This is a genomic window from Thalassoglobus neptunius (genome assembly GCF_007859735.1).
Taxonomy (GTDB): Bacteria; Planctomycetota; Planctomycetia; order Planctomycetales; family Planctomycetaceae; genus Thalassoglobus; species Thalassoglobus neptunius.
The window spans coordinates 1750879-1766868 of the sequence record NZ_SIHI01000001.1; the positions used below are offsets into that span (position 1 = coordinate 1750879).

The following is a 15990-nucleotide window of genomic DNA, read 5'->3' on the forward strand; positions in this document are numbered from 1 at the left end:
CGCGAATTCGAGTCGATCTGAACGAAGGACGAATTCGAATCACCGCAGTTGGGCCATTCAAGGCTTGGGTGACGAAGCCGTATGGGGATGCTCTTGCATCAGCGAGTCGATGGCTCGACTGACATGTCGGACAGCCTTCGCGTAACGCAATGATTCGGCTGCTGATTCTGCTGCCTGAATGGCCTGATCGTGCAGTTTCCAGTTGACGTTCCATCCATCTTCGCGGGCAGCCCGTTGGAGATCGTGTGAGATTTCCGCCAGCCTTTCAAACAGCGGTTTGGAGTCGAGTGCAACAGCTGTTCGATGGGGTCGGCCAGCATGTGACCGGAACTCACTCTGAAGTTTCTGACGCGTCTGGCGGAACGAAGCGACGAGAAGTGCCAGCAGCGCAATTGAGGAACATGCAGTCACGGCGACACCGGCGATTGTCCGTTGAATCGCCAATAGCGAAAGTCCTCCCGCAAGGAACATCGCCACGACCCAGAATCCGATCAGCCATGCCCATCCGAGAGATTGCTGGTCGTCAGGTTCTTCGGGAAGAAATTCGGGTTCAACATTCGCGGGGAGTTCCCCCACACGCGCGATGATCACGGTCGAGTTGTCGGGACCGCCTCGAATATTGGCAAGGTGAATCAGAAGTTTCGCCGCATTCTCCGGGGGAAGCTCGCGGGCGATCGCTCCCATTTCTTCGTCTGCAACGAGATTCGATAACCCGTCTGAACAGAGCAGGAAAGTGTCGTTCGGCAGAACGGGGTAGGGGCCTTCAACGTCCACCTGAACGGTTGGTTCCGGTCCAAGCGATCGAGTGATGATATTCTTGTGTTGAGCGAGATCGATCGCGGACGAGAACTTGTGATGATTCCTTTCGAGTTCCCATTCGAGGCTGTGATCGAACGTCAATTGATCGATGCGATCTCGACGGATGCGATAGGCCCGGCTGTCTCCGACGTGAGCAACGATGGCTCCCTGACGACTTAGCGTGAGCGCCGTGCACGTCGTCCCCATGTGGAGAAAATCTTCGTTTTGAGTTCCGCGAGCATGAATTGCGGAATTGGCACAGAGCACTGCTTCGCGGAGGGTCGTGCGGACATCCCGCTCGTTGGACTTCAGAAATGTGTGCGGAATGGTATCGACTGCGATCCGACTCGCGAGTTCTCCAACAGCATGCCCGCCCATCCCGTCAGCCACGATGAACAGATGGCCATGACGCCGCCATTCCGCTTCGGTCAGACACAGGTGGGTTGAATGGGAATCTTCATTGTTCTTGCGTCGCAAGCCAATGTCAGTTTCCGTTCCGATAAATACGTTCTGCTCCCAGAACACGCACGCGGACCCTTCGTAAATTGTTGGCGTACTTCTGGCCCGTCAATAATTTTCCAAAAATGGAGTGGTTCAGGGAACGATCTTAGTCGGTTCGACTCTAATTTCCCAATCAACGTGTGGTTTCACCGTCGGAAGTCCGCCAAATCTCGTAAAATCAATGAAATCACATCCAAGACTGGGACCGCTGGGACGAAGTTTCCGAAAAAAACAAATTGTTTTCATCTGTCGCGAGTAACAATGCGTAGTTACAATAGTCTGGTGTCTGTAAGACTACGTTTTGTTTTTTCCATAAGATTATTCGATGAATTCACGTGAGGAATTCGATGGGCACTTCGATTCATCTTCGGTTTCGTGCGATGTGGGCGCTTGTTGCGGCAATGTGCCTGTTCTTCGCTTCCGGCACAGTATGGGGGCAGTCAGGGAATCCACCAGATGACGGTGACACCGAATTGGTGTTTGAGTTTCCCGTTTCAGCCTTGATTCAAGCTCAAACTGGTCGTGTTGTCAGGGCTGATCTCCATCGATTGGGACCGGGAGGAATTCGGTATGCCCCTAAAAACGTTCTCTCGTCGGGAATTCAACTGGTTTTTATGGGGTGGGATGAAGTCAAGGTTTTGAACCTGCCTGAAATCAGTATGAAGTACAGTTCCGACGTGTCTGTTCAGGGTTTTCTTGAATCGATCGCAGACCGAACCGATTTGAGTATCCGCAACCGGCATCTCTATCAGGATGGAAATCTCCCGACGGGATCGATGAACTCAAGCGACAAACTTCCGCCGCTGGAGATCCCGCAATCGGATGAAGCGTCTTCTCCTCCAAAGATGCAATCCGAAGAAAGTGCAAGCGATTCTCCCGAAGAGGATGTTGAGATTCTTTCCGGCTTCAATCTCAACACTGAGTCCATTGTCGTGATTTGCGTGAGTTGTGGTGAAGAGGTCACCGGAAACAGCGAGAGTGGTCAAACCTGTCCACATTGCGGAATTCTCTGGGACAACAACCCGTTTATTCCTGAGGATCGACCGGTCGTCGCAGTCAACATGGGAGGCTATGGAGATCCGGGAAATGCAGGCGGCGGAGGATTCCAGAATCCGGCCCAAGGGAATGCAAATGTTCCGGGCGGAGGAGGAGGACTCGCTCCCGTTGTTGCTCCAGAATCCTCGAATCTTCAGGGAGGGCCGACAGAGATTACGTTTGCCAATCTTCCTGTCTGGATCAAAGTCGCCGTCTTCGTCGTGACCAGTGGGGTTTTGTATTACTCCTTTTTCTACCTCCGATAAAATCGCCGCACCAGTGGTGAGCAGTTCATTCTGAAACACCGCCAGAGAAACGTTGTTTCACTTGTCGACCACAGACGCTAGGATTCTCGTTTCATCATTGAGTTTTGATGCGAATGAGAGAGCTATATGTTGGATTCGACGTGGGGGACAGTTTTCATTCTTTTGGTGGGAGTGTGCATTGTCGTCGGATCGATTCTCATCTTTCGGCTTCATGCGTTTCTGGCACTTGTGGCAGCGGCACTTGTCGTCGCGTTTTTGACTCCGGATTCGACTCGTCAGCGGTATCTGATTGAGAACGATTCCTTTGTCGTTCATGTGGATGATGACCAACCGGACGAGCTGCGCATTCACGGTGCGACATCAGCGGAATTGCCTCCCGGTTCCACACTTTCAGTGGTTCAGCTCGACCCGAAAACCCATCGCTATCAAGTTGTTGGCACGGCGAAAGTTCTCTCTGAGTCAGAGCCTGGGCTCACCGTCGTACAAGCAGAATTTCTGAAGACTTCGGACGTAACGGTCGACGATCAGCTCCTGTTGAGAGGGATCTTTTCCAACGATTTGCGGTCAGTCAACAAAGAGCTTCGATCGACGATCGGGGCACAGGTGGCGTCGGGATTCGGAAGCACGTGTAGCAAGATCGGAATTTTGATCGCGATGGCAGCGATCATCGGAAAGTGTCTGCTCGACAGTGGAGCTGCGGACCGGATCGTGCGCACCACTCTGCGGTTGTGCGGAGAACCGGCAGCTCCGGTTGCGTTCACATTCAGCGGATTCTTTCTCGGGATTCCGGTCTTTTTCGACACCGTCTTCTATCTCATGATTCCTCTCGGCAAGGCGATGCGGCTCCGTACCAGGAAGAATTACCTGTTGTACGTTCTGACGATTGTCTGCGGAGCGACGATGGCTCATTCGCTCGTTCCTCCCACTCCGGGGCCGTTGCTGGTTGCGGAAGAATTGGGAGTCGACCTCGGTGTGATGATTTTGGTCGGCACGATTGTGGGATTGTTCTGTGCGGTGTACGGATACATTTACGCCTTGATTATCAACGCGCGATGCGAACTTCCCCTGCGAGATTCGCCCGACTTCTCACTGGCAGAGCTGGAGGAGTCATTGACAGTCGATGAATCTCAACTCCCCGGATTCTGGATGGCAAGTCTTCCGATCCTCATGCCGGTGATCTTAATCGCGGGGCACACACTCGTCAGTCATCCGAGCTTTCCAATCGACTTGTCGATGTCGGCGAGAAGAGTCATTGAGACACTCGGAGACAAGAATATCGCGCTGCTTCTCTCAGCGGTCATCGCAATGGGCGTGCTCATTCGGCAGAAACGGACGTCCTTCGAGGATCTTTCCAAGTCGATCCAGTCAGCACTGGCGAGTGGGGGAGTGATTATTCTGATCACTGCTGCGGGCGGAGCGTTCGGTCAGGTGCTGCGACAAACGGGAATCGCCGACCTGATCCAAAACCTTCCGGATGCGTCCCCACAAGTGATCTGTACGTTGGCGTTTCTCATTACGACAGCGATCAGAACTGCTCAGGGATCAGCTTCCGTAGCCATGATTACGTCAGCAGGGATCTTGTCGGGAATCGCTCTCGACGGAGGACTTCCGTTCGAACCGGTTTATCTCGCGTGTGCGATCGGAGCGGGGTCCAAACCGATTGCGTGGATGAATGACAGCGGCTTCTGGGTGATTACCAAAATGAGCGGAATGTCCGAAGCGGAAGGGTTGAAGTACATCACCCCAATGACCGCCAGCATGGGGGTTGTGGGATTACTCGTCGTTCTGGTGGGAGTGACCTTCTATCCCAACTTCTAAGCGATCATCGTGATCGATCGGCATTCGTCTCTTCACATGAACGCACTTGCTGGAGCGAGTTTCATTTTTTTGTGAGTTGAAGGGACGTCACGAACAGTTATCCATTGAGGAGTTCTTTCAAGCGGGGGCGTTCTTCAGGAGAGAGTTGCATCTGCACCATATCGTGATAACGGCCTTGTTGACGCATCAGTTCAAGGTGGGTGCCTGATTCAATGATTCGTCCGTGATCGAGAACGAGGATTTTGTCCGCATTCTGAATCGTGCTCAGCCGGTGAGCGATCACGAAAGCTGTGCGATGTTCAAGTAACTCGTGCAGGCTGTTCTGAATGAGTCGTTCACTCTCGGTGTCCAGATTGCTTGTGGCTTCGTCGAGAATCAGGATTTTCGGATCAGCGAGAATGGCACGCGCAATGGCAAGACGCTGACGCTGGCCTCCGCTCAACTTCACACCTCGCTCACCGATGATTGTCTCGTATCCGTACGGAAACGAGGTGATGAATTCTTCCGCATTGGCAGCCCGGGCTGCAGCAGAGATTTCGTCGTCGCTCGCATTCTGTTTCGCGTAGGCAATATTTTCTGCCACGGTTCCATCGAATAGAAAAACGTCTTGTTCAACGATTCCCAGAATCCCACGGTAGGACTCGACGTCGATCGAACGAAGGTCTTGACCATCGAGCAGAATTCGTCCGGATGTTGGATCGTAAAAGCGTGCGACGAGATTACACAGAGTCGTTTTTCCCGCTCCGCTTGGACCGACCAGAGCGATGACTTCTCCCGGTTGCACCGTCAGATTGATGTCTTGAAGGGCCCATGCAGTATCGGACTGATACCGGAATGCCACATTTTCCAGCGTCACTTCACCGCGGACTTCTGAATCAGTCAATACGGTGGACTGTTCATCAGAAGGCATCTCTTTGTCGGTGGCCAGCACATCCAGAACGCGATCCAACGCGGAGAGGTTATCCTGAAGGGAGGCAGCGCTTTCCGCGAGAATTGCCAATGGTTCAAGCAGCATGAGCAGATAGACCATGAACATCATCAGATCACCGATGGTCAGCGTTCCGTGAATAACTTGCCATCCTCCATACAGAATCAAAGCGGACGAAGCGAGCGGAATGAGAATGGCCCAGATGACTTCAATCGTCCTCATCCACCACCAGACGTAAAGTTCCTGGCGTCCCATGAGGTGATGATCGGTCATGATGCGGACCGTTTCAGTGCGCTGACGACTGAACCCGCGAACAATTCGGATTCCGGCGAAGGTCTCGGTCGTTTTGCTGTCGATTCCCTGTCGTCGTTCACGCACATCCCGAAAGCGAGGACGGATCTCGGTGATCCACGTGCGATGGCTTAGATAGACCGCCGGAAGGACTGCCAATGCACCAAGAAGAAGTCTCCAGTCGACGACCAGCAGAATGATCAGGCTTCCGATCAATTGGACGATCGCACGCCAGGGGTTGTAGAGCAGGCCGAAAATCAGATCACCGATGCTGCCAGCATCCTGCCGGAGCAAGCTTGCCACTCCCCCGGACTTCATTGTGTGAACGGTATTCAGAGGCAGACGAATGGTGTGTTCGAACAGTTGTTTTCGAATCGACATCTGAAGCCGCTTGGTCGCCCGCGTCGCTTGCCATCTTCCCCAGATGTGCAGCAGGACCTTCAGCAACGAAATGCAGACGATTCCCCCAGTAATGGCAATCAAGAAGGTCCAGCGATTCTGGACGAACGGAAAAGTCTCGACGACAACCGGCGGAATGGGCGTGTCACCGAGAACGGAATCGACGATGAATTTCGTCGCCGCTGGCGGGACCAGTCCGAGAGCTGTGGAGACGGTCAGTGTTGCGAGTGAGAAAATGACTGGCTTTTTGTGCGGTCCCAAAAGCTTCCAGAACGATGCAATCAGCTGTCTGAAGCTGCGGAGTCGTTGCTTCGATTCTTTCTGGCGGTGTTTCGGGACGACGATTTCGGCCGGGTCCTTGGACGGATCCGGTGTGTCGTCGTTCGTTTGACTCTTTGCGCCCGCAATTGACTGACGATATTCATGGAACCGTTGACGGCTCGACTTTTGATGGCTGTTCATGAGAAAATGATAGGCATCCGACTCCGTTCTGTCGTCCATTCTTTTTTTTCGCTTCGGGCTGCAACTTTCCGGGATTCCCTGTGTGCTGCGAGTCGGAAGAAATGGGAGAGAGGTTCATTTGCCTGCAATTTTACTATCGAATTTCTCATCGGGAATCGCATAAACTGCGTGTGAACGACTCTCTGATCGCAAACGAGATTCAAAATGCTCACTCACCTCTTGCGGCGATATTCGCCGTCGTTGAGACGAAGTTCACCACGTTCGTACGGTTGGGGATCGGTTCTGGCTGTCCTCCTCGTCTTCACAACTTCATGCGGAACTCGGATCGGTGCAGAATCGGCAGACAGCCCGGCTGACGAGCAAGAGAATGCCAAAGCAGGGAAACGTCATCAGAACCGATTGATCCACGAATCGAGTCCCTATCTGCTTTTGCATGCGCACAACCCTGTCGACTGGTATCCCTGGGGGCCGGAAGCGTTCAACAAAGCCCGTGCACAGAACAAGCCGATTTTTCTTTCGATCGGTTACAGCAGTTGCTTCTGGTGTCATGTGATGGAGCGGAAGGTCTTCGAAAACGAAGAGATCGCCGCTTACATGAACGAGCACTTCATCAACATTAAAGTCGATCGCGAAGAACGGCCGGATGTTGACGAGATCTATATGCTTGCGCTTCAGGTTTACCTGCAGATGGCTGGATCGTCCCAAGGGGGCGGTTGGCCGTTGTCGATGTTCCTGACTCCCAACGGAGATCCAATCGCAGGTGGAACGTATTTCCCGCCGGAAGACATGCCCGGTCGTCCGGGGTTTCCGAGTGTCATGGAACAGCTGACCCAAATTTGGGAGACACGACAGCCAGATGTTCTTCGGACTGCCAGTGTCATTTCGCAAGAAGTTCGGCGCCTTTCCAATCCGCAGCAAGAGACTCGCGGAATGGTCTTGAATCAGCAGTCGGTCAACGAGGCAATTCGGTCGGTCGTGGCAGCCTACGATCCCGAATACGGCGGATTCGATTTCAATCCCGGTGCTCCCGATCGACCCAAGTTTCCGGTTCCATCGAAGTTGTTATTGGTGCAGTCGTATGTTGCCAAGAACGCTTCGTCTGCGGATACGCTCGGAAAGCAATTGCGTCACACGCTGGATTCGATGGCGCAAGGCGGAATTTATGATCACCTGGGCGGAGGGTTTTACCGATACAGCACCGAACGAAAATGGCTCGTTCCTCACTTCGAGAAAATGCTTTACGACAACGCTCAACTGGTCGAAGCATACACGAATGAATACGAACGAACGCATCGCGAACAGGATCGCGTGATCGCTGAGGAAACACTCGACTTCGTCTTGCGGGAAATGACCGATCCCAAGGGCGGGTTTTACTCGGCTCTGGATGCTGAAACGGATGGGATCGAAGGCAAGCACTACGTCTGGTCGCTCGACGAAATCAAAAGCGTTTTATCCCCAAGCGACTATCCGATTTTCGCAACTGCGTACGGACTGCAAGAGGAGCAGGTCTTCGAACATGGAGTCATTCTTCATCGACCGGCGTCGACGGCAGAAGTCGCTCGCGAATTCAGCATTCCGAAAGTCGAAATGGCAAAGAGGTTGCAGTTGATGAGAGAACAACTGCTCGCTGTGAGAAGTCAACGAGAGCCGCTTCTTCGTGATGATAAAATTCTGACAAGCTGGAACGGATTGATGATCCGCGCGTTCGCGAGAGCGGGGATGGTGTTTCAGCGAGAAGATTACGTCAAAGCCGCAGAGCGGGCGGCGACCGACGTCCTGACCCGCTCACGTGACCGAGAGGGGCGGTTATTGCGGACCCCGTTTCGAAATGGGAGTCCCTTACCGGCATACCTTGACGACTATGCTTTTCTGAGCAGCGGCCTGTTGGCGCTTTATCAAGCCACTGATTCGTCAAGATGGTTAAACACAGCGCGCAGACTCACAGACACGCAGCAATCTCTTTTCTGGGATGTTCGTGACGGCGGCTACTTCTTTACAGCACATGATCACGAATCTCTGATCGCGCGAACCAAGTCCGCTTATGACAGTGCACTGCCGTCCGGAAACAGTGTCAGCGTTCGGAATCTGCTCCAACTTTATCACATCACTCAGGACAGAAAATATCTGGACTTGGCACAGCGAACACTCGCTGCGTTCGCGTCTCAATTCTCGCAGTCACCGGGAAGTCTGGCGTTTCTTGCAATTGGCTTGGATGAATACCTGCAAGTCGACGGGCCGATTTCAATTGAGTCTGATTCGGTTGATCGAACGCGACAAACAGAACCAGAAATGCCTCCGAAATCGACGCCCGAGAAACCGTCGTCAGAAAAGCCTTCTCCAGAAAAACCGATGGAGCCAGCTGCGACGGAGTCAGCCAGCTCGATGTTGATCGCTGGATTGACCGCTGATGTGAGTCAGGCCCAGAATCATCCTCGAATCGAAGCTGTCGGTTTGTTTGGAAGAACACAAGCAGCTCGCGGATCGAATTGTCCGGTTGCAGTGGTCATTCAGATCGCTCCGGGATGGCACGTGAACGCAAATCCGGCTCGACCAAAGTTCATCATTCCAACGACGCTGAGTGTCGCATCTCCGGAAGGTTTTGAGCTGACGGATATCGTTTATCCCCAAGGCAAGGACTTTCAGCTCGAAGGAATTGACGAGGCATTGTCTGTGTACGAAGGGAGCGCGATCATTCTCGGCGAACTCATGATTCCGCAAGATGCTGCCGAGAACGTGAGCATTTCCCTCAATCTCAGGTATCAGGCCTGTGACAGTCAGACGTGTGAAATGCCGCTGACGATGACGTTGTCAGGAAAACTCATCGTTGGAGACACTCCCGGGGAAGCGATTAACTCCAGGATCTTCTCCATGGGCGAAAACGGTGGTCGCTGAGAGGGAGTCACTTGAAGCGGCTCTGCGGTCACTGCCTCCCCTTTTAAGAGTTTCAAGAGTGAGCGTTCGAGACGGCGATGCGAATAATCTGGCAAGCCGTCTCTTAACGGACTTCTGAAAGCATTCGTCGCGTTCGCCTCGCAGGTGCTCTCGATGAACCTTCGGGGTTATGGGTTCCTTTTGATTGTTCCACCCACACTTTTTTCGCTCGAACCGAGTGAACGAGACTCAGCTTGAATGTGAGTCTGAGACGAGGCTTACGCTCTTCCGGATCGACATCTCTTCTCCGGACGGATCGCTTACATCGTTCATCGGAGGCGGTGTGTCTGTCCGTGCGACACCTCTTTGGCTGGGCGGAAAGTGCTCTCTTTGTGCCAGTGATATCGTTTTGAATGGAATTTTCGCGTGGATCAGAACGGGAGATTGCAGCAGTCGAACGGTCGTTTTGCTGTTTTGAAAACTTGATTTGACAATCCTGTTTCCGGAGCGGTCCCCCGTTTGAGGGCGGGTCCATTGATTCTGTGAAGAAATCAGATTGCGCGCTGGTATTGATGAAATAGGGTGAACATCAAGAGGGCCATTTCACTTCAAGATTCCCGCTCTCGTCAGTCAGGGGGACACATGTCGAACGTCTTCAATTTCGGATCTTCATCTGCATTCAATTTCAGTTTGCCATCTACCTCGAGTGACTGTCGTCGTTCGGGAGAGCGCAAACCGCTTCCTATCGAAGTCGAAATTGAACTGGCTGGTCGGACTCTCCAAGCGATTGTTCGAGACGTCACAATTGATGACAAAAAGGGTCGAGTGATCGGAATTTCCCTGATGCACTTTGAACCGCTCTCTGTCGACCGCAAATACGTTTGCAAGCCGACTGTCAAACTGAAGCAACTTCCATCGCCATTCACTTTTTGTGTGCGGTGGTGTCGTTACTTCGAGGACGAAGCATTTATTAGCGGCGGAGTTGTCGAGTAGGACTCCGCTACGCGGGCCGCCTGAATTCGTCCTTCTGTTGGTTCCATTCGAGACACGATTATGAACACAACGACAACAATTCCCAACGAGACTCCGTTCCGGAATGGAGCCCCAACGGTCGAAAGCGTTCGACAATGGCGGGAAACCATTGATTCGTATTTCAGCGAGGATTGGGAGCATCTTCGCAACATGATCATGCAGCTCGAAGAGTCATTGTGGACGGATGACGAACTCGAACACCAACGCGAAGAAGCTGCTCTTTCCAAAGCCATTCCCACAGAACTGATGCAAAAGATCGCCGGTTCAGAAGCTGCGAAAGTGCAAGAAGAACCAACACCGGAAATCGAATCGGCGCGAGACGAAGGACAGTCTCAGGACCGTTTGAGTGACCTGGCACGCCGAATTGAAGCTCGCTTGCAGAATCAGCAAGCGAAAGAGTCTGGTCCGAAACAACCGTGACAGACGGGTTCGATCGCGTTGCCGAGTCGTTCACCAATCCAATTCAACGGATTACCTGAAGACGCAAAAGCTGTAAGGACTGAATTCAAGGACACACTGGATGAATCACACGTCAATGTTTTGCATTTTTCGCAAGGGGCGGACATGGTTGGCCATGCCGGCGAGCGTCGTGCGCGAGGTGATGCCAAGACCGGCATTCGTATCCATTCCGCGAACTCATCGAGTGCTTTCGGGGATGTGTCACATCCGGAGCGAGTTTATTCCGGTCCTGAATCTTTCCTCGCTGCTTCCTTCAGAAACTGTGGGCCACGAACCGTTTCTCCTCATTGTTGAGGATACGGATGGAGACTGGTCGATTCTCGTGGATGAAGTCGACTCGCTGGCGATGCTCGAAACCTCTGACGCGCCCGAGAACTCTCAATCCGGTTGGAACGAAACTGTGATCGGGTGGGCGACACTGCAAGATCGTGTTGTGCGTCTGCTGGATCATGTGCGTTTCCGACAGCTGGCCGAAACGGAAATGAAGGATTCCTGGAAACGGGGCCTCGATCAGGGACATGTGCTCACTGACGATTTCTCTGACGCGGACGATGACGAGAGTGCGGAACTGAGTGGTCAGCATGCCGTCGTCATGTCACGAAAGTCATAACGCCAAAGAGCATCATTCAAATGGTCGTCGCGAATTCGCACGAGCGAACACAACCTGAAATCAAATGAAGCATTTCAACTCAGTACACATCTCAGAGCAGGATGCTTCAGAAAACAACATTCATCACTCATTGCAAACCGTCGCACCAAACATCAATTGACACCCAAGATCGACGTCGGGGTTATCCTCGGAGATTTCTATGACATTCAGAACTCGGCTCTATTTGACACACCTGATATCGGTTTCGATGGCGGGAATACTCGTTTGGTTGCTTTGTTCTTCGCCGTCGTTAATAGAACAATTGATCTATTCGTCTCTCTTACCCGTGGCCGCCGCCGTCCCAGCTGGAATGATGGCCTGGGCACTGAATCGGGCCATCCAGAAGATCGAGGCCTGTGCCGAAGACAATAAGCCAATCGGCGATGTGAAGTCGGGAGTTGCGGAACTTGACGACCTCGCACGTCACATCAGCAGCAGCGTGACGTGGCATCGCGAGGGATGGAAAGAGATTGAGCGACTTCTTGAACAGATCGCCCCCAACAGCAGCAAAAACGGTTCGGCCCGAGCGGTCACCATGGACGGAAGGTTGTTGGCACAGGTTCTTGCCCGCATGGCCCGAGCGATCGGAGCTGAAGTCGGTCGTATCTTGAACCATACGAACCAGATTTCCCAGAAGGCCCATGAGTCGGCCGCTGATTCGCGAAAGCAAGCGGAAACGGTCGATGAAGTCATTCAGTGCTTTGAAGAACTCTCGTCGAACATCGATTCCATTCTCGCCAATGCCGAGGGAGCCAATCAGTCAGCGACGAATGCTTCGGAATCGGCAGACGTTGGGCAGCAACTGATTCAACAACTCATTCAGGGAATGAATCGAATCAGTGCCTGTGTCGAGGCTGGCGAACGAAAAATTCAATCCTTGGGAGAACGCTCGGAAGAGATCAGTTCGATCGTCGAGACAATGGGAACACTCTCGACCCGGACGGATATGCTGGCACTCAACGCGTCGATCGAAGCTGTTCGGGCTGGCGAACAGGGACGCGGATTCGCTGTCGTGGCAGAAGAAGTTCGAAAACTGGCCGAACACACAAGCAACGCGTCGAGAGAAATTGCGGATCTGATTGAGTCGATCCAGATGGAGACTCAAGACACTATCACGACAATGGCTGAAGAGCGAACGCTCGTTCAGGAAGAAGTCGTGCGGGTGAATGATGCTGGGGCTTCGCTTCAGGAAATCAAACAGACCGCGAATGAATCCGCCGAAAAGGTCGGTGAGATTTCCCGCGTGACGATGGATCAGCTCCGTGGAATTCAGGAGATGGTCATCTCGATGCGCCGCGTTTCGACGTACTCCGAAGAGATGCACGGTCGAGCGGTCAACATCCGCCAGACAACGACTGATTTGATCGGTGTGACCAAGGACCTGGAGCAATGGATTTCCCCAATGTTCCACTGCGATGATTCCTCTCATGCAGCATCCAATCGCGGTGGCTCAGCTCAAGGCAAGTCATCGGTCACCTCTTCTGCGGAATTGCTGCCCGCTGCGGATTTCCCAGAGCGAAATCTGGTTGAAGCTGGGACGAATGGAGGTGCGGAATGATCGACTCCGGATCACAAGAGAGTGATTTCGACAAATCGTCTGATCGTCAGAAGCTGGAAACGCTTCGGGACCGCTGCGTTGGACTTGCAACGACTGCTGCTGACGCTGGGGCGGACGAAATCGCAGTTGTGGCATCCACGTTGACCGATCTCGTTTCGATTGCTCAAACGTCGGCCGACTTTGACGACGAATCTTCCCCGGCAAAGTCGATCAGTGAATACTGCCAGAACACGCTTCCGCATTTGGAATCCGCTCTCGCAGCATTTCCCTCAACCGATGACGTTGTTTCTGCGATCCTCGACGACATCGAGGCGACCTGGGGAGAGTATCTTGATCTCCTCTCCGAGCACGAACGCTTTCGCACATCAGCAGACGCTGAATGGGGTGGGGCGAGTGCTTCGTCATGGGATGCTTCTTCGTCGATCGATGAAGACATCGAAGATGATTCCGATGACCCAAAATTCGAGCAGATCGATGTTTCGGCGATTCTGACTTCACTCGATCAGCTTCCCAAGGAGATCCCGGATGAAGCACCGAAGCCGGCTCCACCGCAGCATCTGTTCAGCGATCAAAAGCCATCGGAAGCAAACTCCGCTCCGCCGCAAATCGAAAACGAAACAATCGACGATCCCGAGCTTCTCACAGCTTATGTGGATGATGCTCAGAATTGTCTCGCGAGCATGGAGAACTGTCTCCTCGAGTTGGACAACGCCGAAGATTCAATCGCTCCGCTCCAACAATTCTGTCGAGAACTACATACACTCAAAGGCGCTTCGGCAACTGTCGGTTTGAGTGGCTTGGCTTCCTACCTGCATGGGTTAGAGAACGACGTTGAAGCCATGACTCGCGAGGGAGCGAGTGTTAACACCGACCTTTTGCTTGAAGGCGTCGACTCAGTCCGGAGACAGCTTGAGCAACTCTTGACTGGTCAGGAATCGACACCGGATCCAGAAGACAAACGTCCTGTTCAAAATGCTCCGCAACTCGATTCCGGATTCTCAGCGAGTCCTGAAGGCGTTGTTCGACTCGAAACGTCTCGACTCGATCGGCTGATGGATCTGCTTGCGGAATTGGTCATGTTGCGGAATCGCCGCGATACGTATGTCAATTCTCTGCAGGAGTTGCACCATGAGGTCAACAGTTGCGCGACACGAATTCGCGTGATCGACACACTGAGCCTCATGCAACAGCAGAAACGAGAAACGGGACTGACAACGAGTTCAACAGGGCATGGACGAAGTCTTCAATCACAGCTTCAGGATTTGAACTCGCTCCTCTCTGAGATCTCGAAAGATGTTGGAGAGATTGGTCGGACGATGAGTCAGATCTGTGATCCACTCGCTCAGGACAACTTTCTCATTTCGCACCTCATCGGCCGGTTTCGAAGCGAAATGCTCGAGCTTCGACGACAGCCAGTGGCGAGTTTGTTCCGTCGCCTGCAGCGTGTCGCAAGAGAAGCAAGCAAGTTCGAACAGAAACCTGTCGAACTGATTCTCCATGGAGAAGGAACGCGAGCAGAGCGTTCTCTTCAGGATCGATTGTACGAGCCGTTGATGCATATGGTTCGAAATGCAATTTGCCACGGAATCGAATCCGATTCGGACAGACAGAAACTCGGAAAGCCAGCGACAGGGAAGATTCACCTGAAAGCCTGGTCTGACGCAACATCTCTTTACATCGAGGTTCGTGATGATGGACGCGGATTGAGCGAAGAGAAACTCGAAAAGAAAGGCCGGGAAATGGGCCTGATTCGCGTCGGTGAACAGGCGTCTCGGCAAGAACTTTGGAAGCTGATTCTTCAACCGGGATTTTCGACCAAGCAAGAGGTCAATCAAATCTCCGGTCGCGGAGTTGGGATGGATGTCGTCGCTTCACAAATTCGTGAAATGCGTGGACGATTGGATATCGATTCTGTTTCCGGACAGTTCACTTCGATTCGAATGCAAATTCCACTTCGGTCGACGATTGAACATGCGATGGTGGTGAAAGTTGGTGAGCGTCTCTTCGCGCTTCCGATGCACTCAATCGCAGGAACTGAAGCCGAGGAATCAGAAGTCTCAGATTCCAATCTCGTCTCACTGCAGTTTTTACTGGGGCTGGATGGGGTTCCGGGTGTGAATCCTCGTGTCGTCACACTTCGACAACAAGCGAAGGAACAGGGATTGTCAGGAGGAGGGACTTCTGCAGATTCGAATCTCTCCATTCTCGTGGACGCTGTCGTAGGCGTCGAAGAAGTCGTCGTGCGATCGCTTCCGCCGATGCTGGCCAATCATGACTGCTTCTCCGGAGTGACACTCTCCGGGCAAGCCGAAATGGTCATGGTTCTCGATGTTCCTCGACTGGTGGAGTATGGGCTGACGTCTCGGGAAGCCTACGCGGAGTTCGCAGAAAACAATACTCCGGAAGCTCACAAGAGACGACGACTGGCGGAAGTTCGAAAGCATGGTTTGAACAGCCAGAACCTGAAGATTCTCGTCGTCGACGATTCACTGAGTGTGCGACGATCTCTCGTCAAGAAACTGCATTCACACGGGTTCGAAACAATCGAAGCGTCCGATGGAATTCAGGCCATGAATTTACTTCGGACAAGCGACTGCGTTGGAATCGTTTCAGATGTCGATATGCCACGGATGAACGGAATCGATTTTCTTGCTGAAGTTCGGCGGTTAAATCGTTATGTCGATTTGCCCTTCGTGGTTGTCACGAGTCGTCAGGATGAAGAGTCGGTGAGTTCACTCGAAGCGCTTGGTGCGAATCGAATCTTTACGAAACCTGTATCAGATTCAATGGTCAAGATGATTGTGCGAACAATACGCGAGCACAATCGGAATCATTCGCTGGTAACGAGTTGATCGGCATTGGATTCAAACACTTTAAGTCAAACTGCAAAGTAAATTTTGGAGATCTCGCGTCCGAATCATTC

Annotated in this window: 10 protein-coding genes; 8 read left to right on the forward strand and 2 right to left on the reverse strand. The window is 52.7% G+C overall.

What is annotated here, in order from left to right; translation table 11 throughout:
* Window positions 1-57 precede the first annotated feature (57 nt).
* Complete coding sequence (locus KOR42_RS07025) at window positions 58-1275, reverse strand: protein phosphatase 2C domain-containing protein (protein WP_231740738.1); 1218 nt, start codon at window positions 1273-1275, stop codon at window positions 58-60.
* Between the two features lie 371 nt (window positions 1276-1646).
* Between KOR42_RS07025 and KOR42_RS07030 the strand changes: the two genes are divergently transcribed.
* Window positions 1647-2600, forward strand: coding sequence for a hypothetical protein (locus tag KOR42_RS07030; RefSeq protein WP_146508280.1), 954 nt, complete (start codon window positions 1647-1649; stop codon window positions 2598-2600).
* A gap of 126 nt (window positions 2601-2726) precedes the next feature.
* Window positions 2727-4418, forward strand: coding sequence for a GntP family permease (locus tag KOR42_RS07035; RefSeq protein ID WP_146508282.1), 1692 nt, complete (start codon window positions 2727-2729; stop codon window positions 4416-4418).
* 97 nt (window positions 4419-4515) lie between these two features.
* On the opposite strand, the gene KOR42_RS07040 is transcribed toward KOR42_RS07035, so the two are convergent.
* On the reverse strand, window positions 4516-6537 hold the full coding sequence (locus KOR42_RS07040; protein WP_231740739.1) for an ABC transporter ATP-binding protein: 2022 nt from the start codon (window positions 6535-6537) through the stop codon (window positions 4516-4518).
* 165 nt (window positions 6538-6702) lie between these two features.
* On the opposite strand from KOR42_RS07040, the gene KOR42_RS07045 reads away from it, so the two are divergent.
* The 6 genes from KOR42_RS07045 (at window position 6703) to KOR42_RS07070 (ending at window position 15919) form a co-directional block, all read left to right on the forward strand.
* Window positions 6703-9390, forward strand: coding sequence for a DUF255 domain-containing protein (locus KOR42_RS07045; protein WP_146508284.1), 2688 nt, complete (start codon window positions 6703-6705; stop codon window positions 9388-9390).
* Window positions 9391-10011: 621 nt separating this feature from the next.
* The gene (locus KOR42_RS07050) at window positions 10012-10362 is read left to right on the forward strand and encodes a hypothetical protein (RefSeq protein WP_146508285.1); all 351 of its coding nucleotides are present in this window, start codon (window positions 10012-10014) and stop codon (window positions 10360-10362) included.
* Between the two features lie 60 nt (window positions 10363-10422).
* Window positions 10423-10821 carry a hypothetical protein gene (locus KOR42_RS07055; protein ID WP_146508287.1) on the forward strand — a complete coding sequence of 133 codons (399 nt, stop codon included), beginning with the start codon at window positions 10423-10425 and terminating at the stop codon, window positions 10819-10821.
* 100 nt (window positions 10822-10921) lie between these two features.
* Window positions 10922-11470 carry a chemotaxis protein CheW gene (locus KOR42_RS07060; protein ID WP_146508289.1) on the forward strand — a complete coding sequence of 183 codons (549 nt, stop codon included), beginning with the start codon at window positions 10922-10924 and terminating at the stop codon, window positions 11468-11470.
* A gap of 199 nt (window positions 11471-11669) precedes the next feature.
* Entirely contained in the window at window positions 11670-13067 is a 1398-nt protein-coding gene (locus KOR42_RS07065) for a methyl-accepting chemotaxis protein (RefSeq protein WP_146508291.1), read from the forward strand.
* Window positions 13064-15919 (forward strand): hybrid sensor histidine kinase/response regulator, encoded by a 2856-nt coding sequence (locus tag KOR42_RS07070; protein WP_146508294.1) that lies wholly within the window; start codon window positions 13064-13066, stop codon window positions 15917-15919. Before KOR42_RS07065 ends, KOR42_RS07070 begins: the two co-directional genes overlap by 4 nt.
* Window positions 15920-15990 lie beyond the last annotated feature (71 nt).

Excerpts from the sequence above, each read along its gene's own strand:
- KOR42_RS07030 (WP_146508280.1), top strand. The coding sequence starts at position 1,647 with ATGGGCACTTCGATTCATCTTCGGTTTCGTGCGATGTGGGCGCTTGTT.
- KOR42_RS07035 (WP_146508282.1), top strand. The coding sequence starts at position 2,727 with ATGTTGGATTCGACGTGGGGGACAGTTTTCATTCTTTTGGTGGGAGTG.
- KOR42_RS07040 (WP_231740739.1), bottom strand. The coding sequence starts at position 6,537 with ATGGACGACAGAACGGAGTCGGATGCCTATCATTTTCTCATGAACAGC.
- KOR42_RS07045 (WP_146508284.1), top strand. The coding sequence starts at position 6,703 with ATGCTCACTCACCTCTTGCGGCGATATTCGCCGTCGTTGAGACGAAGT.
- KOR42_RS07050 (WP_146508285.1), top strand. The coding sequence starts at position 10,012 with ATGTCGAACGTCTTCAATTTCGGATCTTCATCTGCATTCAATTTCAGT.
- KOR42_RS07055 (WP_146508287.1), top strand. The coding sequence starts at position 10,423 with ATGAACACAACGACAACAATTCCCAACGAGACTCCGTTCCGGAATGGA.
- KOR42_RS07060 (WP_146508289.1), top strand. The coding sequence starts at position 10,922 with ATGAATCACACGTCAATGTTTTGCATTTTTCGCAAGGGGCGGACATGG.
- KOR42_RS07065 (WP_146508291.1), top strand. The coding sequence starts at position 11,670 with ATGACATTCAGAACTCGGCTCTATTTGACACACCTGATATCGGTTTCG.
- KOR42_RS07070 (WP_146508294.1), top strand. The coding sequence starts at position 13,064 with ATGATCGACTCCGGATCACAAGAGAGTGATTTCGACAAATCGTCTGAT.